Consider the following 21,183-nt stretch of genomic DNA (forward strand, 5'->3'; position numbering starts at 1 on the left):
GCCTCTGAACCCGGTCGGATGCGCGGCGGGCGAGGTCGCTGCCGAGGCCGGCAGAATGGCGGGGCCGGCAAGATAAGGAACTGGCCGTGAGCGATGCGCCGAAGACGATGCCAGGCAGAGATTTCACGGGGCCAGGCGAGGATGTCCCTGGCGACGACCTGAGCGCCCGCGAGAGGACGCCCGACGAGGCGCGGGCGCAAGTCGCCGAAGAGCGCCTTGCCCGCCTCACACGCCGCGCCCGGCTCGCGCTCTTCTGGGAGGCGGCCTGGCCGCGGCTCGTTCCGCTTCTGTCGATCGTCGCCCTGTTCTTCGCGCTCTCGTGGCTCGGGATCTGGAGCTTTGTCGGCGATTGGGTGCGCGGCGGCATTCTCCTCGGCCTGGGCCTTGCCGCGATCGTCGCGGCCGTCTGGATCCTGCGCACGCCCTTTCCGAGCCAGGCCGCCGCCCTGAAGCGGGTGGAGCGGAATTCGCCGGTCTCCCATCGCCCGGCGAGCGGCTTGCGGGACACGCTCTCCACCGTTTCCGAAGGGCCGGCGGCGGAAGCTCTGTGGGCGGCGCATCGCCGGCGATTGATGGCGTCTCTGGCCGCGATGCGCGCCGGGCCGCCGCGTCCCGACATGGTGCGGCGCGATCCGAATGCGCTGCGCTTTGTCGTCCCCGTTCTCGTTTTCGTGGCGTTTCTGGTCGGCTGGGGCGAGCACTGGCCGCGGCTTGCCGATGCCTTCCGGCCCGTCTCGGCGCATCTTTCGACCGGCGTGCCGGCCCGCATCGACGCCTGGGTCGATCCGCCGACCTATACCGGCGCGGCGCCCGTCTATCTGTCGCGCCGTGGTGAAAGACAGGGCGAGAACGCCGGGGAGGTGACGGAGGTGCGGGTGCCGCAGGGAAGCCGCCTCACCGTGCGCGTCGCCTCGAGCGAACCGGCCGTCGTCACGCTCGACGGACCCGGCGGCCCGACGGCGCTCGCGGCCGACGAGGACGGCGCGACTTCGAAATCCGGTGCGGAGCCGCAAGCGGCCGATGATGCGGCGAAGACGGCGGCTCCGGCACCGGCTGCAAACAAGGCACCCGGCGCAAACAAAGCGGGCTCGCGCGACGACCAGACGATCCGCAGTTACACGACGACGCTCGAAAGCGACGGCTCCGTCTCGGTCGAGGCTGGGCGGGCCAGCGAACATTACGCCTTCCGCATCATTCCAGACCGGCCGCCGACGATCCGGCGCGGCGAGGTGACGGTCAATCGGTCCGGCTCCTTCACCATGGCCTTCACGGTGGAGGACGATTACGGGGTGACCGACGGCAACGTCACGTTCCGGCCGCAGACGCCGCCCGAAAAAGGTGCGCATCCTCTGGTCGAGGCGCCGTCGATCGCGATCCGCACGGGTCGCGGGCGCAAGGAGGAGAACGGTGCCAAGGCGTCGGGGCGCCTGGAAGAGCATCCTTATGCCGGCATGCCGGTCGTCGCCGACGCCGTGGTGCGCGATGCCGCCGGCCAGGAAGGCCGGCCGGCCGATGACGGCGCCATGACGCTTCCGGCGCGGCCGTTCCGCAACCCGATCGCCAAGGCGCTCATCGAGCAGAGGCGTGAGCTCGCTCTCGATGCCCGCAGCAAGGACCGCGTCGTGCAGGTGCTCGATGCGATGACCATCCGGCCGGGCGATTTCGTCAAGGATTCCGGCATCTATCTCGGCCTCACCGTCGCCTATCAGAGAATGCGGGCGGCCGAGAGCGACGACGAGCTGCGCGCGATGCTCGATTATCTCTGGGAGATGGCGGTTCTCATCGAGGACGGAGAATTGTCGGAGGCGCAGGAGCGGCTCGCGGAGGCGCGCGAGGCGCTCGAACAGGCGCTCGCCGAGGGCGCCTCGGAGGAAGAGATTTCGCGTCTCACCGAGGAGCTGCGGCAGGCCATGAACGACGTCATGCGCAGCATGGCCGAACAGATGGCGCGCTCCGATCCGCAGAAATTGATGCCGATCGATCCGAACGCGCAGGTTCTCTCGCAGCAGGATCTCGAACGCATGCTCGACCGTATCGAAGATCTGGCGCGGCTCGGCGACAAGGAGGCGGCGCAGGAGCTCTTGAGCCAGCTCCAGGAGATGCTCGACAACATGCAGATGGCCCAGCGCATGCAGCAGCAGATGCAGAGCGGCGAAATGGGCCAGATGATGCAGCAGATGGAGGAACTCGGCCGGCTGATGCGCGAGCAGCAGCGGTTGATGGACGATACGTTCAGTCTCGATCAAGGGCAGCGGCCGGGGCAGAGACCCGGCGACGGCGAGATGTCGCCTTCGGAAATGGCGGAAATGATGCGCCAGCTGCAACAGAACCAGGGCAATCTGCAGGAGCAGCTGCAGGCGCTCCTCGACAAGCTGCGCCAGCAGCAGGGCCAGGGCCAGCAACCCGGGGACGAGCCGGGGCAGGGCGGCGAAGGCCAGATGGGGCAGGGCGAGCGCGCCCTCGACCGCGCCGGACGGGCGATGGGCGAAGCCACCGGCTCACTCGGAGACGGCGAACCCGGTCAGGCCATCGGTCCGCAGGGCGAGGCGCTGCAGGCGATGCGCGAGGGCATGCAGCAGATGATGAGCGAGATGATGGGCCAGCAGGGCCAGGGCGGGCAGCAGCGGGTCGGCCGCGGCGGCAACCCGCAGGGCCAGACGGATCCGCTCGGCCGGCCGCAGCGGGCGCAAGGGCCGCAGCTCGGCGAGGATGTGCGCATTCCCGACGAATTCGACGTGGAGCGCGCGAGGCGCATTCTCAACGCCATCCGCGAACGCCTCGGCGAGCGCTTTCGGCCGAGCTACGAGCTCGATTACCTGGAGCGGCTCCTGCAGCGCGATTGAGCGCGCCGGCTGAGAAAGCCCAGCTGAGAACGCGCGGCCTCATGAATCGAAGCCGGGAGCGAACCGGAAAAGCCGCGCGTCGTCGGAGAATGAAGGAAGGTCGGCGGTCTTCGCCGTGGCAGATCAGGCGACCTGCTGCTTTTCTGCACCCGCGACGCTGACCGCGGTGCGGATTTCCTGAAGCGTGAAGGGCTTGGTGAGGACGTCGCGAATGACCTTCTGAAGGTCATCGGCGCGCTCGCGCTGATCGGCGAAGCCGGTCATCAGAAGGATCGGGAGGCCCGGCCATTTGCGCGCGGCGCTGTGGGCGAGATCGATGCCGTCCATGAGCGGCATCTTCACGTCGCTGACGAGCAGATCGAATTCGCCATCGCTGGCGAGAAGTCGGTCCATGGCTTCCAGGCCATCACACGCCGTCTCGACGCTGTGGCCATCCAGTTCCAGCGCGCGGCTGACGAAAGCTCGGACGGAATCATCGTCTTCCGTCAGGAGAATACGCATTACCCTTCCCCGCTAATTGGCTCCCTCCTCGTCGCTTTCGACCACGCCGACAAAAGGGAGTTCGCGATGGGCATGGCCTGCATCCATGCCGTAACCGACTACAAAATAGTCGGGACAGGTAAACCCAACGTAATCAGCTTCGATTTCTGCCTTCCGGCCTTCGGGTTTGTCGATCATGACCGCGACCTGGACGCGGCGGGCGCCGCGTGTCGCCATCAATTCGCGCGCAAAACGGACGGTGAGGCCGGAATCGAGGACGTCGTCGATGATGAGGACGTCGCGTCCGGCAACCGGGCAGCCGATGTCGCGTAGGATGCGCACTTCGCCGCTCGTCTTCAGGCTGGCGCCATAGGAAGAGAGCGAAATGAACTCGATCTCCATCGTCACGCCGCGGCGCGACATGGCGCGGACGAGATCGGCGCCGAAGACGAAGCCGCCTTTCAGGACGACGATGGCGAGAAGCTCTTCCGGCTTCGTCGTGCAGATCGCTTCGGCCAGCTCGTTGATGCGGCGGTCGATCTCTTCGGCGGAAAAGAGCGGGCGGATATGCGCCGTCGTCACTTTCGTCATGAACCGGCAACGGCGGTCTGGATGAAGGGGTCGGCGAAGCGAAGCTCGATCCTCGCGGCATTGGGCGGGGTATCGGTCAGGGTGTAGGCGAAGGACAGCCGCTCGCGCGGTGCGATTTCCGGGGCGGGGGCTTCCATGGCGCGATTTGCCAGTTTCTCGCCTGAGGCGCTGTAGATCTCCATGGAGACCGGTTGCAACGGCTGCGGGCGGTGGTCAAGACTGACGAGCCGGCCGGTGACGAGAAGGGCGTTTTGTCCCGCCATTTCTGCGCGATAGACGTTGACCGCCTCAAAGGCGACGGGATCGGCGCTCACCTGTAGCCCGGCGAGGCCGTAGAGGCTGGCGAGATCGGGTGCCGCCTTGACGATTGCAGGTCGTGCAAGGACGAAGAGGACGAGGAAGGCGAGCGACAGGGCGCTGAGAACGGGAAGGGCCATGCCTTTCCATTCGGACTTCTGCACCGGCGTCTCATCGTCGACGAAGCGCGAACGGCCCGGTGTCGGCTGCGGCTCTTCTTCCCAGATCTTCGCGGTTCCGGCCGACGGCAGCGGGGAGGCCGCGATCGGTTGTCCGGCGAAGGCCGGGAAGGCGGCCGGGAAGGCGGGAAGGAGGGCCCGATGCAGGTCGGTGTGCGCCTTCCAAGTCTCGCCGCAATGGCCGCAGACGATGAGCTTCGTTTCGGCATCGAGCGATGCCGTCTGCAGGTGCTCGCGTGCGCCGCAGCCAGGGCATTCCATTTCGAGTTCCCTGGCGGGTCGCTTGTCGCCCGCGTGGCATTCGGGCATGCAGGACTCCGTTTACCATGCCCGACGAGTTGTTGCCGAACATCGTTAACGTCGGCTTAACGGGCGGCGAGGCAGATGGGACGACGAGGGTGGTGTGCTTCGGCGGCCACAGCCTGGCTTGTGAAAGGACGCATGGAAGAACGATCGGCGCACGGGTATCAGCCCCTGATTCGCTTCGACAATGTCGGGCTGCGCTACGGGCTCGGGCCGGAGATCCTGCGCGACGTGACCTTTGCGATCGAGCCCGGCTCTTTCCAATATGTCACCGGGCCGTCGGGTGCCGGCAAGAGCTCGCTTCTGCGGCTTCTCTTCCTGTCCTTGAAGCCGACGCGCGGGATGGTGGAGATCTTTGGCCAGGACGCGGCGACGGCGAGCCGGACGACCGTGCCGGTGCTGCGGCGGCGGATCGGGATCGTCTTCCAGGATTTCCGGCTTCTGGAACATCTCACCACCTATGAGAACGTCGCTCTGCCCTTGCGCGTGCTCGGACATCCGGATTCGAGCTACCGCCACGACGTCACCGAGCTTCTCGAATGGGTGGGACTCGGCGACAAGATGTGGGTGCATCCGCCGGTTCTTTCGGGCGGTGAGAAGCAGCGCGCCGCGATTGCCCGCGCCGTCATCACACGCCCCGAAATCCTTCTCGCCGACGAGCCGACCGGCAATGTCGATCCGCCGCTGGCGCGGCGCCTGTTGCGGCTCTTCATCGAGCTCAACCGGCTCGGCACCTCGATCGTGATCGCCACCCACGATCTCGCTTTGATGGACCAGTACGATGCGCGCCGGCTCATCCTCAATTCAGGCTTGATGGAAATTCACGATGTCGTCTGAGCCCGGCCGGCAGAAACGCCGCTTGAAGCGGCCACGACTTTCCCGCCGCCGGGCGCCGCAGGCGGCGGCGCCTGTCGACGATATCGATGCGAATCTTCGTCGTCCGGGCGTTTCGGTCAGCTCCGGCCCGATCGAGCAGCCGCGCGAAGAAAACCCGATCGTGCCGCCGCGCTCCGTCGCCGGGCGTGCGCTTCTGGTACTCGTGGCGATCATGAGCTTTCTGTCGTGCCTGTCGGTCGCCTCCGTCTCCGTCGTCTCCGACCGGGCGCGCGGCTGGCAGCGCCAGATCGCCGCCGAAGTCACCATCCAGGTGAGCGTCACGGGCGGTCACGACGTGGCGCAATCGATGGCGCGCGCGGAGGAGATCGCCGAGGCGACGCCGGGCGTCCTCTCGGCCGAGCCGGTCAGCGAAAACGATTCGAAGGCGCTTCTGGAGCCGTGGCTCGGCAGCGATTTCGATCCGGTCGAACTGCCGGTGCCGCGGCTCATTGCGGTGCGGCTCGACGGCAATGTCGATCTTTCGAGCCTGGCGCGGCAATTGCGCGACGAAGTGCCGGGGGCGAGCCTCGACGATCACGGCGTCTGGCTCAAACGTCTGGCGCGCATGGCGCAGGCGATCACCTTCGCCGGGCTCGGCATCGTCGCGCTGGTGATGACCGCGACGGCGCTCTGCGTCGTCTTCGCGACGCGCGGCGCCATGGCCGGCAACAAAGATGTGATCGAGGTGCTGCATTTCGTCGGCGCCGAGGATTCCTATGTGGCGGGTGAGTTCCAGCGGCATTTTCTGGTGCTCGGACTGAAAGGGGCCGGCCTCGGCGGTATCGCCGCCATCGCGCTCTTTGCGCTGCTGTCGCTGATCGGCGGCGTCGAAGGGCCGACGCCGGAAGAGGCGCAGCTCAGAAGCCTTCTCGGCGGGCTCACGATCGGGCCGCCGGCCTATATCGGCTCCGTGATCACGGTGGTGGCGATCGCCGTGATCATCGCAGCCACCGCACGCTCGACCGTGCGGCGAACGCTGTCACAGATCGGATAGACGTTGCCAATGCGCGCGAAGCAGATCAGGAAGCCCCGATCACGTTCCGGCAGCAAAGGTCGTTGATGTCCCGCGAGACGCTGGCTGAGAAAGTCGAGGCGAAATCTCCCCGCCCGCGCCCCTCGATCGGGCGGCGGCTGGTGCGCGTCGTCGTCTTTGCGGTGTTCCTGATCGGCCTGTTCTTCGTCGGCGGCTTCCTCATCTTCGCGCAGCAGGTCGCCTCCGCGCGCCCGCCGGCCGCGCCCCAGGCCGACGCGATCGTGGCGCTCACCGGCGGTTCGGCGCGCGTGGAGGGGGGCGTGGAGCTTCTGCGTGCGGGCGCCGGCCAGCGGCTTCTGATTTCAGGCGTCTATGCGGACAACAGCAAGCAATCGATCGCCAATGCCGTGGCGTCGGAAAGCTCCGATCTCTTTCGCTGCTGCGTCGATCTCGGCAAGGCGGCCCGCGACACGCGCGGCAATGCGGAGGAGACGCGCGAATGGGTGCGCCATCACGGCTATCATTCGCTGATCGTCGTCACCAGCGCCTACCATATGCCGCGTTCGATCGCGGAATTGCGGCGCGAAATCCCGGATGTGCGGCTCATTCCCTATCCGGTGCGCCGGCCGGGCCTCGATCTTGGCGACTGGGCGCAGCGCAAGGAGATCTTCGTCATCCTGTTTCGCGAATATCTCAAATATATCGTCGTGAAGCTGCGCTGAGCGGGCGTTGCGGCGAGGTCGGCAACGGCTCCGGGACGGCGGTGCAAATTGTCACAGCAGCTTAGAAGCGATTGATCCAGCAGAGCTCTGCGGCGACTTTTGCCGGGGTCGGGACTGAGGTCATCACTTCCAATGCCGCGGGGGGTGGCATTCGATGAGCGATATCTCTTTGCCTGAGCATTCGAGGCTCGGCCAGTTTCCGATCAGTTTCTTTGCCATCGTGATGGGGCTTTCGGGCCTCACACTGACGTTGCGTGCCTGCGAGCATGCGCTTGCCCTCGACGGGCGGATTTCCTCCTGGGCGCTTTATGGGACGGTCGCGGTGTTTGCCGTGATCGCGCTGCAATACGCGCTGAAACTCAGCTTTTATCCGCGTGACGTGGTGGAGGAATGGGCGCATCCGGTGCGCATCGCCTTCTTTCCGACGATCTCGATCTCGCTCCTCTTGATGGCGACGGCCGCCGCGCCGGTCTGGCCTGAGGTCGCAAGGCCGGTGTGGATCGCGGGGGCCGCGGCACAGGCCGTCCTGTCGCTCAGCGTCATCGCCAATTGGATCGGCCACCGCCCGTTCGAGCATGTGCATCTCAATCCGGCCTGGTTCATTCCGGCCGTCGGCAACATCATCGTGCCGTTGGCCGGGGTCGAGTTCGGCTTCGTGGAGGTGAGCTGGCTCTTCTTTTCCGCCGGGCTGATCTTCTGGCTCGTGCTGCTGACCCTGGTCGTCAACCGGCTGATCTTCCACGATCCGCTGCCGGGGCGGCTGGTGCCGACGCTCGTCATCCTGATCGCGCCGCCGGCGGTCGCCTTCATCGCCTATCTTCGGCTCGAGGGTGAGGTCGACGCCTTCGCGCGCATCCTGATCAATGTCGGCTATGTCTTCGCGCTCGTCGTGGTGACGCAGGTGCCGAAGCTCGCGCGACTTCCCTTCGCGCTGTCCTGGTGGGCGCTGTCGTTTCCGGTCGCGGCTCTGGCGGTCGCCTCGCTCCTCTTCGCGGAGACGGCGGGCTCGGCCTTCCATCTGTGGGTCGGATTTCTGCTCGCCGGCCTTCTTTGTGCGATCGTCGCCGTGCTGGCGCTGCGCACGGCCTTGGCGATCCAGGGAAAGGAAATCTGCCGGCCGGAATAAGCTCCCTATATAAGGGTGCGAGTGTCGATCAGGAACTAGCTCGCATTTACCCTACGGATTATAACCGTACCGCAAACTGCTGCGGCGGGCTTTATCCCACAGCACTAACGCCTTTTGTTTCGCCTGTCCGAAACCCGGGGGCTTGTGGTTATCGACCTAAGGTTTTCCCGGCGCGGCTCGTAAGAAGCCAAGTTAACAGCTTCAAAGCAAACCTCCTTTCATCATGGATATTTATTTCCGAGAGCAGATGACCGCAATCAGACAACTACTGAACTGATTTGGGTGCGAACCTGCAGACATTCAAACGAATTCGTCGCGAGCCGCTCACATGGCTTGACGTTGCGGTCGCGGCGCGCCACTCCGGTTGCGCCCCGCTTGGGCGAGGCTTCAGAGGCTGGCCATGTACGCGCGCTCCATCCTGTTCAACGTTGTTTTCTATGTGAATTTCGCCGTCCAGGCGATCGTGTTCTCGCCGATGCTGCTGCTGCCGCAGCGCTACGGTATCTGGGTGACGAAGTTCTGGACCGCCTCCTCGCTCTTCTGGCACCGGCTCATCTGCGGCGTGAAGGAAGACGTGCGCGGGCTGGAGAACATTCCGAAGGGCGGCTGCATCATCGCGGCCAAGCATCAATCGACATGGGAGACGATGCGGCTCGTCTACATGCTGGACAAGCCCGCCTATATTCTGAAGCGCGAGCTCATGTGGATCCCGCTTCTCGGCTGGTACATGAAGAAGTACGGCCATATTCCCGTCGACCGGGGGAGCCGCTCCAAGGCGCTTTTTTCGATCACCGAACACGCCAAAGACCGCGTCGCCAAAGGTTTCCAGGTCATCATCTTTCCGGAAGGGACGCGGCGGGCGCCGCTTGCGCCGCCGAATTACCGCTACGGCGTCGTGCATCTTTACAAGGAACTTCAGGTTCCAGTCGTGCCGGTGGCGCTCAATGCCGGCCTTTACTGGCCGCGGCGGTCGTTTGCGCATATTCCCGGCACAGTTCGGGTCGAAGTTCTGCCGCCGATCGAGCCTGGCCTTGATTCCGCCACCTTCGCCGCAAAACTTCAGCAATGTATTGAAGATAAAACAAATGAGTTGATGCAAGAAGCACGCGAACGCGATCCGGCGACGCGGCGCATCGTTGTCGAAGAGCATGTCGCAGAGGTGACTTGAACCGACGCGGCAACGAGGTGGAAGGTTTTCGTGACCGTTAAGTCATCACTGCCGCACGTGGTGCGGGAGCAGGGTGTTTCCGACCGTTATCTCTATTGGTCGGGGGCTTCGGGTCGGCGCTATCTCTTCAGCAGACTCGATTTGGAACACGTCCTCAGCGTGAAAGACGCCGTGGTTCTCTGCGTGAAGGGCGGGGATCTCCGCTGGGTCGGAAGCGACGATGCGCTCGATTCTGCGGATGTTTTGCGATTCGCCGCCGATGGCGTGATCTTCTACGCGCATTTTCTTGCCGGGTCGGGACGTTCCAGACAATTGGTGAGCGAAGATCTGAGCTCTTCGGAAACCCCTCCGGAAAAACGCCGCGGCGGCGGTTACTGCGTCGCCGCCTGATTGCCGCCGCTTTCGCCCGCCACCGCAGGGCGATGATGTTCCAATTCTTCGGCGAGCCAGAAGAGATGGCGGTCGACGACGCTCATGTCGCGCAGATGCTGGGCCGTGCTGACGACATAGTCGGTGTTCGGCCCGGATTGTCCGTGCGCGTGACGGACGATTTCGAGCTGATGGGGCGCATCGAGAACGCCGGCATATTGCTGGTGCGCGCGATCGACGAGATAGACGAGGGCATGGCCGCGGCCATCCGCGAAGACGACCTGCCGGACGGCTTCCTTGTAGACGCGCGTCACCTGTTCGCGGGCGCGAAGATATTCGACGACGGCTTCGCGGTCGTCCGCCTTCACCTTGAAGGCGAGGCCCCGGCAGCTGCCGCCGCGATCGAGACCGAGGACGAGGCCCGGCCGTTCTTCGGTGCCGCGATGCACGAAGGAATAGACGCAGAGCGAGCGGTGGGCGCCGATGAGACGCGCCGGTTTCGTCTCGACATGCGGAAAGCCCGGGTTCCACATGAGGGACCCGTAGCCGAAAACCCAGAAATCTTCGTCTGAAGGAACTTGCGCCATCGCGGGCTGGAGCTATCAGTTGCGCCGGCCGATCGCAACGGCCGTGAGGGAGAAGCCTGAATGCGACGCATCTTGACGGTCCTGGCGATCATCGCCGTCATCCTGGCGGGTCTCTGGTCGGCGGGGTGGTACGCGCTTGCGACCTATGCCGAGCGGCAGCTCGATGCTTTCCTTACCGAGCAGGCGCGGCGCGGCGTCGTCATGTCGTGCCCGGGCCGGCACATCGGCGGCTTTCCCTTCCGCTTGCGGCTCAGCTGCTCGCAGCCTGTCGAATTCACCTCCGCCGGGACCGAGGCGGCGACGCCGGCGCTTGCCGCGACCGTGCGGGCCGAACGCCCGCAGCAGGTCGAAACGGAGCTGGCGAGCCCGTTGACCATCAAGGCGCCCTATCTCGCCGAACCTCTGAAACTCGAATTCGCCGATGCCAAGATGACGACCGGTTTCGGCGGGGACGGCCTCAAGCGCGCCACCGTCGACGTCATGGGCGGACGCACGGTGCAGGGTGCGGTGACGGCCGGCCTCGATCGCGGGCAGGCTCTGGTGAAGCCCACGGAGGCGGAAGACGGCACCTCGGTGCAGGTGGCGCTGCGTGGTCTCACCGTCATCAAGGACGATCTCGCTTTGCCGGCGAGCGATCTGGCGCTTGCCGCCGATGTCGCGGCCGCGCCGGAGGCCGTTCTGAGCGGACTTCCGGGTCTGCGCCAGACCGGCCTCGAATTGCGGCAGATGCGTGCGGAATTGAAGACCGGGGGTGCGCGGGTGCTGGCATCCGGGCCCTTGCGGATCGGCCCCGACGGGCTCGTCTCCGGCCAGCTCGATGTTACGATCACCGGCATCGAAGCCCTGTCGCGCTCCATCAAGGAGATGCCGGACGGCATCCGCGAGCCGGGTCAGCTGGTGCTGGCGGCGATTTCCGGTATCGGCGTGCCAGCGGAGGTGGACGGGCTTCCGGCGCGGCGCCTCACGATCAGCCTCGACCGGGGCGCGGCGCGTATCGCCTTCATCAATCTCGGGCGGGTGCCGCCGCTCTTTTGAGGTTACGCCTTTTTCTGGCGGCCGAAATCGGGATCGGCCGTTTCCTGGCCGGCCTCGATGATGCCGCGGCGGATCGCACGCGTGCGCGTGAAGAGATCGAAGAGCGTGTCGCCGTCGCCCCAGCGGATCGCCCGCTGCAGGGCCGTCAGATCCTCGTTGAAGCGGGCGAGCATCTCCAGAACCGCTTCGCGGTTGGTGAGGAAGATGTCGCGCCACATGGTCGGATCGGAGGCGGCGATGCGCGTGAAATCGCGAAAGCCGCCGGCGGCGAATTTCATGACTTCCGATTCCGTCACCGTCTCCAGATCGGCGGCGGTGCCGACGATGTTGTAGGCGATGAGATGCGGCACATGGCTGGTGATGGCGAGGACCATGTCGTGATGGCTGGGCTCCATCGTCTCGACATGCGAGCCGAGCCGTTCCCAGAAGGCTTTGAGCTTCTCAACGGCCTCGGGATTGGTCCCTGAGGGCGGGGTCAGAACGCACCAGCGCCCGTCGAAGAGTTCCGGAAAGCCCGCATCCGGCCCGGAATGCTCGGTGCCGGCAATCGGATGGGCGGGCACGAAATCGATGTGGTCGGGCAGATGCGGCTGCATCGCGGCGACGACCGCGCCTTTGACGGAGCCGACGTCGGAGACGATCGCACCCGGCTCAAGATGCGGGGCAATCGCCTGCGTGATGTCGCCCACCGCGCCGACCGGCACGCACAAAATGACGAGATCGGCGCCTTTGACCGCTTCCGCGGGATCGGTCGTGTAGGTGTCGCCAAGACCGCGGCGCGCCGCCGCGTCGACGGTTTCCTGGCGCCGGCTCTGGATGGCGATCTCCTCGACGAGGCCCTCCTTGCGCGCCCGCAGGGCGATCGACGAGCCGATGAGACCGATACCGATGAGACAAAGACGTTTGAACATGATGGGAAATGGATCAGGCAAAGAAGCGGGTGAGCACGTCCACCACCTTGCGGTTGGCCGCTTCCGTGCCGATGCTCATGCGCAGTGCGTTGGGAAAGCCATAGCCCGCCACCCGGCGCAGAATGCAGCCTTCGGCCCGCAGAGCCTTGTCGGCGGCTTCGGCATTCCTGGCCGGGGTGTCCGGGAAATGGATGAGGATGAAATTGCCGGCGCTCGGCGTCACCGTCAGGCCGAGCTTTTCAAGCTCTTCGCTCACCCAGGGCAGCCATTTTTCGTTGTGGGCGATCGCCGTCTCGACATGGGCGCGGTCGGCCATCGCCGCCGCCCCGGCGGCGAGCGAGGGCGCCGAGACGTTGAAGGGGCCGCGCGTGCGGTTGAGGAGCTCGATGACGGAAGCCGGGCCATAGGCCCAGCCGATCCTGAGCGCGGCGAGCCCGTAGATCTTGGAGAAGGTGCGCGTCATCAGGACGTTCGGCGCTTCGCCCGCGAGCTCGATGCCGCTCTCGTAATCGTTGCGCCGGACGTATTCGGCATAGGCCGCGTCGAGGACGAGAAGGACGTTCGCCGGCAGGCCGCGCTGCAGGCGGCGGATCTCCGAGAAGGGGAGATAGGTGCCCGTCGGGTTGCTCGGATTGGCGAGATAGACGAGCCGCGTCTTCTCCGTGACGCAGGCGAGGATCGCATCGACGTCGACGGTGAGGTCTTTTTCCGGCGCCACGACCGGCGTCGCGCCGGCCGACAGGATGGCGATGCGGTAGACGAGAAATCCGTACTGCGGATAGATCGCCTCGTCGCCCGGCGACAGGAACGTCTGGGCGGCAAGCGTCAGGATCTCGTCGGAGCCGTTGCCGCAGATGATGCGGTCGGGATTGAGACCATGGGTGGCGGCGATCGCCTCACGCAGCTTGCGGGCCGAGCCGTCGGGATAAAGATGCAGGTCGCCGGCGAGCGAACGAAACGCTTCCACCGCCGCCGGGCTCGGGCCGAGCGGGGTCTCGTTGGAGGAGAGTTTGAACGTCTCCCGGCCGCCGTCCCCGCTATCGCCCGGCACATAGGCGGCGATATCGAGGACCCCTTTGCGGGGCGTGAGAGCCTTGGTGCTCATACCTGGTCTTCTTCCGTCTGTTCTTCCTCCTGGCCGACGAAATGGATCGGTGCGGCGAAGGAGCCGAGCTCCAAGGGCTCGGAAAAGGTCGCGCCGCGCTTTTCAGCTTCCTCGCTCAAAGCGGCGTAGGAGATCGCGCCCGAAATCTCGACGAGGATCTCATCGCCCTCCCGCGTGACGATGCGCGCGTTGAAGGCGGACAGCGTTTTTTCGAAGGCGCCCGTCGCGTGCATGCGCCAGAGCCGGATATCGGCCTCCGGCGGCACGGACAGCTTGGGGCCGGCGACATAGGCCTCGGCCTGGACCGGGTGGTTCGGCGCGATGATGAAGGGCAGGCGCGCGAAAATCTGCAGATCCTCGCCGTCGAAATTCCGCCACCAGCGCCCGGGCGAGTGGGGGGACAAAATGGCGATGAGATCGCCGTCGCGGCGCAGGGCCGCCAGGGCGTCGGCATCGCTTGCCGCCGCTTCCGCCGGCACGGAAAAGCCGAACTGAAAACGGACGAGATCCTGCAGCGCGGCGGGGTCCGTCGACTGGCCGATCAGGATGCGGAACGGTGCCTGCATCGCGGTGAAGGTGGAGATCACCTCGCGCCAGATGTGCTCGACGGTCGCAAGCGGCAGAATGCCTTCGTGACGCATGACGAGCGCCCGCATCATGTGCGCTTCCCGGTCCGGCCGGAAGGCCGCTCCCGGCGCGCTCGTCCCCTTGATGTGGATGAGTTCGTCGATCACGGCGCTGCGTTCGATCAGAAGGCGATGAACCTCCTCGTCGATGTGGTCGATACGCTGGCGGATCTTGGCAAGCGCGTCGGGTGCCATGGCGCTCATGGGTGGTATCCGGTCTTCTAGGCGGCGGGTTTCTTCGCTTTGCTGCATAGCGAGACGGCCGGCTGGACGCAAAGAAAAGATTGACAGGCGCGAAGCTCGCTTCCTAAGCCGCTCAACCACCGAAGGAACGTCGCAATGGATGCCGGTGTGCCAAATCATGCCACCGCCGCTGCCCGGCAGGTGGATTGCCCTTCAAGCCTCTGCATGGGTTTTGCGGAGACGCTTGCGCTCGACGGTGGCGATGCGCTGCCGAGCTTTCAGATCGCCTATCAGGTCTACGGAACGCTCAACGAAGACAAATCGAACGCCATCCTGGTCTGCCATGCGCTGACCGGCGATCAACATGTCGCCAACGAGCATCCGGTGACCGGCAAGGCCGGCTGGTGGTCGCTGATGGTGGGGCCGGGCCGGCCGATCGACACGGACCGCTATTTCGTCATCTGCGCCAATGTGCTCGGCGGCTGCATGGGATCGACGGGACCGGCATCATCGAACCCTGCGAGCGGCGAGCCCTATGCGCTCGATCTGCCGGTCATCACCGTGCGCGACATGGTGCGGGCGCAGGCGCGGCTCGTCGACGAGCTCGGCATCGAGAAACTTTTTGCCGTCGTCGGCGGTTCGATGGGCGGCATGCAGGTTCTGCAATGGGCCGTCAGCTATCCCGAGCGCGTCTTCGCCGCGATCCCGATCGCGACCGCGCCGCGCCACACCTCGCAGAATATCGGCTTCAACGAAGTCGGCCGGCAGGCGGTGATGGCCGATCCCGATTGGTGCGGCGGCAAATATCTGATGCTCGGCAAGCGGCCGGCGAAAGGCCTCGCCGTGGCGCGCATGGCGGCGCACATCACCTATCTGTCGGAGAGCGCGCTGCACCACAAATTCGGCCGGCATCTGCAGGACCGCGAGGCGCTGACCTTCGGCTTCGATGCCGATTTCCAGATCGAATCCTATCTGCGCCATCAGGGCATGACGTTCGTGGAGCGCTTCGACGCGAACTCCTATCTCTATCTGACGCGGGCGATGGATTATTTCGACCTGGCCAAGGATTTCCGCGGGCGGCTGGCGGATGCCTTTCGGGGGGCTACGTCGCGGTTCTGCGTGATCTCCTTCAGCAGCGACTGGCTGTTTCCGACGGCCGAGAACCGTTCGATCGTGCATTCGCTCAATGCGTCGGGTGCGAATGTCTCCTTCGTGGAGGTGGAGACGGATCGCGGCCACGACGCCTTCCTGCTCGACGAGCCGGAGCTGTTTCGCACCGTCTCGGGCTTTCTGCGCGGTGCGGCACGTGTCAGGGGGCTGGCGGAATGAGCGAGATGCAATTGGCGACGATGGCGGCGGATCCGGAACGTGTCGACCTCCGGGTGATCGCGAGCTTCGTCAGTCCGGGGTCGCGCGTGCTCGATGTCGGCTGCGGCGACGGGGCGCTTCTGAAGCTCCTCGCCCAGGAGAAGGGCGTCGACGGCCGCGGCATCGAATTGTCGCAAAGGGGCGTGAACCAGGCGGTGGCCGAGGGGCTTTCCGTCATCCAGGGCGATGCGGACCGGGATCTCGAAACCTATCCCGACGGCGCCTTCGATTTTGCCATTCTGAGCCAGACGCTGCAGGCGACGCGCAATCCGCGCACGGTCGTGGAGAATCTTCTGCGCATCGGCCGGCGGGCGATCGTGTCGTTCCCGAACTTCGGCAATTGGCGCATCCGCAGCCAGTTCATGGTCTGGGGGCGCATGCCGATCACCTCCAACCTGCCCTATAGCTGGTACGACACGCCGAACATCCATTTCTGCACGATCAAGGACTTTTTGACCCTGACGGGCGAGATCGATGCCACGATCGAGGATGCGGTCTGTCTCTATGGGGAGGGCAAGCGGATGACGCAGACGGCTCCCTGGACGATCTGGAACCTGTTCGGCGAGCAGGCCGTGTTCGTTCTGAGCCGCGGTTAGATCCTTCGCGAGGCCCGGCCTCAGGTCGCGTCGATCATGCCGACGCCCGGCTGAAGCGCCGGCTTCAGCGCCGGGCGGAACGCCCGTTTCGCCTTCACGGTCGTCGCCGGCATCACCACCTTTTGCGCATAGACGCAGGTGACGCCGGAAAACGCCGGCCAGAGATTGCGGCCGAGCTTTTCGATGGCGGGCGACAGGCTGAGGAGCGAGCGGCTTTGCGTCGGCCACATATGGAGCGCGGTCGTCCAGGCGGTGACGTTGAAGCCCGTCTCCTGCAGGAGCGACTTCAGCTGGCTGCGCGAATAGGGGCGGCCATAGCCGAAGGGCGAGGTCTCGACGCGCGCCCAGGCCCCCTGGCGATTGGGAACGACGATGAAGACGCGGCCGTTGTTGGTGAGAACGCGGCGCAGCTCCGCCATCAGTTCCGGCGGTTGCGACGAGGTTTCGAGCGCATGGACGAGAATGGCAAGATCGATGGCGGCATCGGGCAGCGGCAGACAGGTCTCCTCCACGAGGGCCGTCGCAGAGCGGCTGGCGCAGGGCCATTCCATGACACCCTGCGGCGCCGGCATGAAGGCGAAGACACGTTCGGCCCGGCCGAGCTGCGGGCCGAGATAGGGGGTGGCGAAGCCAAGGCCGAGGACGCGATCGCTCGGCCCGACATTGATCAGCCGGTGCATGCTGTCGCGCACATGCCGCGTCACCATTCTGCCGAGAAGGCTTGCGTAGAATTCGCGCAGATCGACGACGTCAAGATGCATCACGTGAACCTGCCAGACCTTCCTCCGTCAGCGCCGTGGCACTGGGACCCAACTGCGCCCCATCGTCTAGCATGCCTTGCTCACGGCTTCATGGCGGGAAATATCGCCCTATACTGGCCGCACGCCAACACCTAACGCCAACACCGAGCGTCCAGCGCAACCCAATCGAGAAGGAGAAGGCCTTGGCGGCACTCGAAATCGTTCAGTTTCCGGCCCGTTCGGACAATTACGCCGTTCTGGTGCATGACCCTGATTCGGGGGCGACGGCGGCCATCGATGCGCCCGAAGCCGATCCCATCATCGAGGCGCTGCAGGCGCGCGGCTGGGTGCTCACAGATATTTTCGTGACCCACAAGCACTTCGACCATATCGAGGGCGTGCCGGCGCTGCGCGAGACGTTTTCCGCGCGCACCATCGGTCCGCGCAAGAGTGCGGCCGCGACTGGCCTCTACGACAAGACGGTGGAGGACGGCGAGACGTTCAAATGGGCCGGCCGCACCATCCAGGTGTTGGAGACGCCCGGACATACGCTCGACCATCTCGCCTATTATTTCACCGAGGACGGCGTCGTTTTCGTCGGCGACACGCTGTTCGCGCTCGGCTGCGGGCGGGTCTTCGAAGGCACGGCCGAGCAGATGTGGACTTCGTTGCAGAAGCTGCGCGCGCTGCCGGACGAGACCGTCGTCTATTGCGGTCACGAATACACGCTCGCCAATGCGGAATTCGCCGTCAGCGTCGATCCCGACAACGAAAAGCTCGCCGAGCGCAAGAAGGAAGTCGAAGGGCTGCGCCAGGACGGCCATGCGACGCTGCCGACGACGATCGCACTCGAAAAGGCGACCAATCCGTTCCTGCGTGCCGATGATCCGGCATTTCAGCAGGCGCTCGGCATGGAAGGCGAGGAGCCTGTCGCGGTCTTTGCCGAGACGCGCAAGCGCAAGGACAATTTCTGAGCGACGGGCTGCGAACGATGCCGAGAGAAGACCGGGCCGGTGGCCGGATGGAGAGCCTGAGCGCGGAGGAGGTGATTGCCCTCCTGAAGCTCACGCCGCATCCGGAAGGCGGGCATTTTCTGGAGACGTTTCGCGACGAGCGGGAGGCCGGCGGACGGGCCGCCGGCACGCTCATCTATTTTCTTCTGGCCGAAGGCGAGCGTTCCCACTGGCACCGGATCGATGCGAGCGAGGCCTGGCATTATTACGCCGGAGCGCCGCTCGCTCTCGAGATCGCCGAAGAGGGGATGGCACGGCGCCGGCATCTCCTCGGTCCCGATCTTGCCGCCGGTGAGCGGCCGCAATGCGTGGTGCCCGCCTTTGCCTGGCAGGCGGCGGAAAGCCTCGGCGCCTGGACGCTCGTCGGCTGCAGCGTGGCGCCGGGCTTTCAGTTCGAGGTGTTCGAGCTGGCGGAAGCAGGCTTCGAGCCCGGTCTCTGACGCGAGAAGCGCCCGCCTCTTGCGGCAAGAAGTGCGCCCCCGGTGATGAGGAGCGCGGCGACGGCGATCTGCGGCGTCAGTACGCCATAGCCGGCTGCAATCAGGATGATCGTGGACAGAAGCGGTGCGGCATAGCTCGTCACGCCGAGGAGCTGGATGTCGCCGCGTTTGACGCCGATGTCCCAGACATAGAACGCCGCGCCGACGGGCATCAGCCCGAGGCCGAGGACGGCAAGCCATTCGCCGCCGTCGGCCGGCCACACCGTCGTCTCGAAAAGAAGATGCGCGATCGCCGCCCCGATCGCCGTCGTGCCGCAATAGCCGGCGACGATGCCGGTCGGCACCGAGGCGAGGCGGCGCGAGAGGACGGAATAGCTCGACCAGGTGAGGGCGCAGCCGAGCGCCGCGACATAGCCGAGCGTGTAGCGCGGATCAAAGCTCAGGCTCTCGCCCCGTGTGACGATGAGAACCGTGCCGGAGAGGCCGAGAAGCGCGCCCACGAGATGATACCAGCGCAGTTTCTCGCCCGGCAGAAGCGCCGAAAAGACGACGATCAGAAGCGGCCAGAGATAGGCGATGAGGCCCGCCTCCACCGGCGGGGCGTTTCTGAGCGCGGTGAAATAGAGCGCGTGATAGCCGAAGAGGCCGACCGTGCCGAAGACCCAGACGGAGAGCGGCTGCCGCAATTCATGAAACCGGCCCTTGGCCCAAAGCCAGATGAAGCCGATCGCGGTGCCGACCGTGAAGGTGAGGGCGGCGAGCTGGAAGGGCGGAACCTCGCCGCTTGCGGCGGTGAAGAGAGCGAGCAGCGCCCACATCAAGATCGCGGTCGTGCCGAGCGCGGTGGCGAGGGATCGGCTCATGCGGCAGCTCCTCAGCGCCGACCGAAGGGCAATTTGAGTTGGTGGCGCATCATCCAGGTTTCCTTGCGATTGGTGATTTCGTCGTCGATGGCACGGTTGAGCTCCGCACCGTACTGGAAGATGAGCGCCTGGATATAGAGGAAGAACATCAGCGCCACGATGCCGCCGAGACCGGCATAGGTGGCGGAATAATTGGCGAAGACGGAGATGTAGAAGGAGAAGATGCGTCCCGCCACCCACCAGAGCGCGACGGTCAGGATGACGCCCGAGGCCAGGACGCGCACGCGGCGGTGGTTCGCCGGCAGGAAGATGTGCACCGAGGTCAGCATCGCGACCATGACCAGGAAGAGGATCACGCGACCGCCGGCGGAGATCATCTCCTGATAGAGCGCCTGGTCGGGGAAATAGGCGCGCACCACGGCGAGCCAGATCGGCAGGGCGACGCCGAGCGCCGAGACGATGATCAAAAACGCCATGCCGAGGAAGACGAAGATGACGCTGCCGCCATAGCGATGCAGGAAATTGCGCTGATCGGAACAGCGATAGGCCTTGTTGAGGGCTTCGCGCACGGCCTCCACGGCGCCGGTGATGGAGACGAGCGTGACGAGAAGGCCGATGGTGATGAGGCCGCCATTGCGGCTGTCGAGGACGCGGTTCACCTCCGGCTCGATGGTTCTCACCATGTGCTCGGGCATGACGTGGAAGGCTTCGCGGGTGAGATAATCGGCAAGTTCCGGGCCGCCGAAGACGCCGGCAAGCGCGATCAGGAAAAGGAGAAACGGAAACAGCGCGAAGATCAGCGAAAAGGCGATGGCGCTCGCGAGCATGATGCCGTCATGGCGCAACAACCCGGAGATGGCGTTGATATTGACGCGCCAGAGGAAGCGCAGGGCGCGCCAGATCAGCCGGACCAGACGAACGGGCCAGATCTCCTCGCTGTCGCCAAATGCCATGATCGCCTATCAGCAAGGGCCCGGTCGTGAAACAGAAACGACCGCATGCCCTTGCCGTCTGCAGCCGATCTATCAGGGCATGTACTGGCCACCGTTGGCCGTCAAGGTGGAGCCGGTGATGAAGCCGGCGTCATCGGAGGCGAGAAAGACGACGATGCGGCCGACTTCCTCCGGTTCTCCGAGGCGGCCGATGGGGATCTGCGGCAAAATCTGCTTGTCCATCACTTCCTGAGGGACGGCCTTGATCATCTCGGTGGCGATGTAGCCCGGGGTGATGGCGTTGACGGTGATGCCCTTGCGGGCGCCTTCCTGGGCGAGCGCCTTGGTGAAGCCGAGTTCGCCCGCCTTGGAGGCGGAATAATTCACCTGGCCGATCTGGCCGCGCTGGCCGTTGATCGACGAGATGTTGATGATGCGGCCGAAGCCGCGCTCGCGCATGCCTTCCCAGACCGGGCGCGACATGTTGAAGAGCGAGCCGAGATTGGTCTCGATCACCTTGTGCCACTGCTCACCCGTCATTTTGTGAAACATGGAATCGCGGGTGATGCCGGCATTGTTGACGAGAATGTCGACGGGCCCGAGGTCTTCTTCGACCTGGCGCACGCCCTGGGCGCAGGCTTCTTCGTTGGACACGTCCCATTTGTAGACGGGAATGCCGGTCTCTTCCTTGAAGGCGGCAGCCTTTTCGTCGTTGCCGCAATAATTCGCCGCAACTTGATAGCCGGCCTCTTTCAGTGCCTTTGCAATGGCGGCGCCGATGCCGCGGGTTCCGCCTGTGACCAGTGCAGTCCGTGCCATGTATTTCCCCCCGTTCGTGGCTCCTCAAGGAGCTCGTT

23 protein-coding genes are annotated in these 21,183 nt (G+C 65.2%); 12 read left to right on the plus strand and 11 right to left on the minus strand.

Annotation, left to right across the window (positions count from 1 at the left end):
• Nucleotides 1-86: 86 nt before the first annotated feature.
• Nucleotides 87-2,843 (plus strand): TIGR02302 family protein, encoded by a 2,757-nt coding sequence (locus ACK8CP_RS16865; RefSeq protein WP_414832577.1) that lies wholly within the window; start codon nt 87-89, stop codon nt 2,841-2,843.
• A gap of 123 nt (nt 2,844-2,966) precedes the next feature.
• Here the strand turns inward: ACK8CP_RS16865 and ACK8CP_RS16870 are convergent, their stop codons facing one another.
• The 3 genes from ACK8CP_RS16870 to ACK8CP_RS16880 are packed head-to-tail and all read right to left on the minus strand — an operon-like array spanning nt 2,967 to nt 4,699.
• Nucleotides 2,967-3,344 carry a response regulator gene (locus ACK8CP_RS16870; protein ID WP_092813577.1) on the minus strand — a complete coding sequence of 126 codons (378 nt, stop codon included), beginning with the start codon at nt 3,342-3,344 and terminating at the stop codon, nt 2,967-2,969.
• Between the two features lie 12 nt (nt 3,345-3,356).
• Nucleotides 3,357-3,914 carry a hypoxanthine phosphoribosyltransferase gene (hpt, locus tag ACK8CP_RS16875; protein ID WP_128290713.1) on the minus strand — a complete coding sequence of 186 codons (558 nt, stop codon included), beginning with the start codon at nt 3,912-3,914 and terminating at the stop codon, nt 3,357-3,359.
• Nucleotides 3,911-4,699: a hypothetical protein gene (locus ACK8CP_RS16880; RefSeq protein ID WP_414832578.1), complete on the minus strand. Its 789-nt coding sequence runs from the start codon at nt 4,697-4,699 to the stop codon at nt 3,911-3,913. The genes hpt and ACK8CP_RS16880 overlap by 4 nt, the downstream gene beginning before the upstream one ends.
• 165 nt (nt 4,700-4,864) lie before the next feature.
• On the opposite strand from ACK8CP_RS16880, the gene ftsE reads away from it, so the two are divergent.
• The 6 genes from ftsE to ACK8CP_RS16910 all read left to right on the plus strand — a co-directional run bounded on the left by ftsE (nt 4,865) and on the right by ACK8CP_RS16910 (nt 9,948).
• Nucleotides 4,865-5,530 (plus strand): cell division ATP-binding protein FtsE, encoded by a 666-nt coding sequence (gene ftsE, locus ACK8CP_RS16885; protein ID WP_092813800.1) that lies wholly within the window; start codon nt 4,865-4,867, stop codon nt 5,528-5,530.
• Nucleotides 5,520-6,563, plus strand: coding sequence for a cell division protein FtsX (locus ACK8CP_RS16890; protein WP_234630297.1), 1,044 nt, complete (start codon nt 5,520-5,522; stop codon nt 6,561-6,563). Before ftsE ends, ACK8CP_RS16890 begins: the two co-directional genes overlap by 11 nt.
• A 65-nt stretch (nt 6,564-6,628) precedes the next feature.
• The gene (locus ACK8CP_RS16895) at nt 6,629-7,264 is read left to right on the plus strand and encodes a YdcF family protein (RefSeq protein ID WP_261215458.1); all 636 of its coding nucleotides are present in this window, start codon (nt 6,629-6,631) and stop codon (nt 7,262-7,264) included.
• Between the two features lie 154 nt (nt 7,265-7,418).
• On the plus strand, nt 7,419-8,390 hold the full coding sequence (locus ACK8CP_RS16900; RefSeq protein ID WP_414832579.1) for an SLAC1 anion channel family protein: 972 nt from the start codon (nt 7,419-7,421) through the stop codon (nt 8,388-8,390).
• A gap of 400 nt (nt 8,391-8,790) precedes the next feature.
• Nucleotides 8,791-9,558, plus strand: a complete 768-nt coding sequence (locus ACK8CP_RS16905; RefSeq protein ID WP_234630300.1) for a lysophospholipid acyltransferase family protein — start codon at nt 8,791-8,793, stop codon at nt 9,556-9,558.
• Between the two features lie 30 nt (nt 9,559-9,588).
• Nucleotides 9,589-9,948 carry a hypothetical protein gene (locus ACK8CP_RS16910; RefSeq protein WP_414832580.1) on the plus strand — a complete coding sequence of 120 codons (360 nt, stop codon included), beginning with the start codon at nt 9,589-9,591 and terminating at the stop codon, nt 9,946-9,948.
• Here ACK8CP_RS16910 and ACK8CP_RS16915 read toward each other — a convergent pair.
• Complete coding sequence (locus ACK8CP_RS16915; protein WP_414832581.1) at nt 9,930-10,514, minus strand: gamma-glutamylcyclotransferase; 585 nt, start codon at nt 10,512-10,514, stop codon at nt 9,930-9,932. The two genes, ACK8CP_RS16910 and ACK8CP_RS16915, sit on opposite strands and share 19 nt — an antisense overlap.
• A gap of 60 nt (nt 10,515-10,574) precedes the next feature.
• On the opposite strand from ACK8CP_RS16915, the gene ACK8CP_RS16920 reads away from it, so the two are divergent.
• A complete protein-coding gene (locus ACK8CP_RS16920; protein ID WP_414832582.1) occupies nt 10,575-11,549 on the plus strand; it encodes a DUF2125 domain-containing protein in 975 nt (324 codons plus the stop codon).
• A 2-nt stretch (nt 11,550-11,551) separates the two neighbouring features.
• On the opposite strand, the gene ACK8CP_RS16925 is transcribed toward ACK8CP_RS16920, so the two are convergent.
• From ACK8CP_RS16925 to ACK8CP_RS16935, 3 genes are read right to left on the minus strand one after another with little or no spacing between them, the layout of a single operon-like run.
• Nucleotides 11,552-12,460, minus strand: coding sequence for a prephenate/arogenate dehydrogenase family protein (locus ACK8CP_RS16925; RefSeq protein WP_414832583.1), 909 nt, complete (start codon nt 12,458-12,460; stop codon nt 11,552-11,554).
• A 13-nt stretch (nt 12,461-12,473) separates the two neighbouring features.
• A complete protein-coding gene (gene hisC, locus ACK8CP_RS16930) occupies nt 12,474-13,565 on the minus strand; it encodes a histidinol-phosphate transaminase (protein ID WP_414832584.1) in 1,092 nt (363 codons plus the stop codon).
• Nucleotides 13,562-14,395, minus strand: coding sequence for a chorismate mutase (locus ACK8CP_RS16935; RefSeq protein WP_414832585.1), 834 nt, complete (start codon nt 14,393-14,395; stop codon nt 13,562-13,564). The genes hisC and ACK8CP_RS16935 overlap by 4 nt, the downstream gene beginning before the upstream one ends.
• A 135-nt stretch (nt 14,396-14,530) precedes the next feature.
• Between ACK8CP_RS16935 and metX the strand changes: the two genes are divergently transcribed.
• A complete protein-coding gene (gene metX / locus ACK8CP_RS16940; RefSeq protein ID WP_128290724.1) occupies nt 14,531-15,703 on the plus strand; it encodes a homoserine O-acetyltransferase MetX in 1,173 nt (390 codons plus the stop codon).
• The gene (gene metW, locus ACK8CP_RS16945) at nt 15,700-16,338 is read left to right on the plus strand and encodes a methionine biosynthesis protein MetW (RefSeq protein WP_414832586.1); all 639 of its coding nucleotides are present in this window, start codon (nt 15,700-15,702) and stop codon (nt 16,336-16,338) included. The genes metX and metW overlap by 4 nt, the downstream gene beginning before the upstream one ends.
• 20 nt (nt 16,339-16,358) lie before the next feature.
• Here the strand turns inward: metW and ACK8CP_RS16950 are convergent, their stop codons facing one another.
• Entirely contained in the window at nt 16,359-17,099 is a 741-nt protein-coding gene (locus ACK8CP_RS16950) for a class I SAM-dependent methyltransferase (RefSeq protein WP_234630395.1), read from the minus strand.
• Between the two features lie 182 nt (nt 17,100-17,281).
• Between ACK8CP_RS16950 and gloB the strand changes: the two genes are divergently transcribed.
• Entirely contained in the window at nt 17,282-18,052 is a 771-nt protein-coding gene (gene gloB / locus ACK8CP_RS16955; protein ID WP_414832587.1) for a hydroxyacylglutathione hydrolase, read from the plus strand.
• 47 nt (nt 18,053-18,099) lie between these two features.
• Nucleotides 18,100-18,531 (plus strand): cupin domain-containing protein, encoded by a 432-nt coding sequence (locus ACK8CP_RS16960; protein WP_414834288.1) that lies wholly within the window; start codon nt 18,100-18,102, stop codon nt 18,529-18,531.
• On the opposite strand, the gene ACK8CP_RS16965 is transcribed toward ACK8CP_RS16960, so the two are convergent.
• The 3 genes from ACK8CP_RS16965 to phbB all read right to left on the minus strand — a co-directional run bounded on the left by ACK8CP_RS16965 (nt 18,480) and on the right by phbB (nt 21,145).
• On the minus strand, nt 18,480-19,394 hold the full coding sequence (locus ACK8CP_RS16965) for a DMT family transporter (protein WP_414832588.1): 915 nt from the start codon (nt 19,392-19,394) through the stop codon (nt 18,480-18,482). The genes ACK8CP_RS16960 and ACK8CP_RS16965 overlap by 52 nt on opposite strands.
• Nucleotides 19,395-19,405: 11 nt before the next feature.
• Nucleotides 19,406-20,347, minus strand: a complete 942-nt coding sequence (locus ACK8CP_RS16970) for a YihY/virulence factor BrkB family protein (protein ID WP_128290727.1) — start codon at nt 20,345-20,347, stop codon at nt 19,406-19,408.
• Nucleotides 20,348-20,419: 72 nt separating this feature from the next.
• Nucleotides 20,420-21,145, minus strand: a complete 726-nt coding sequence (gene phbB, locus ACK8CP_RS16975) for an acetoacetyl-CoA reductase (RefSeq protein WP_234630310.1) — start codon at nt 21,143-21,145, stop codon at nt 20,420-20,422.
• Nucleotides 21,146-21,183: the final 38 nt, after the last annotated feature.

Origin of the sequence: Afifella sp. YEN Y35, assembly GCF_047553465.1 — a bacterium.
Classification (GTDB): domain Bacteria; phylum Pseudomonadota; class Alphaproteobacteria; order Rhizobiales; family Afifellaceae; genus Afifella; species Afifella aestuarii.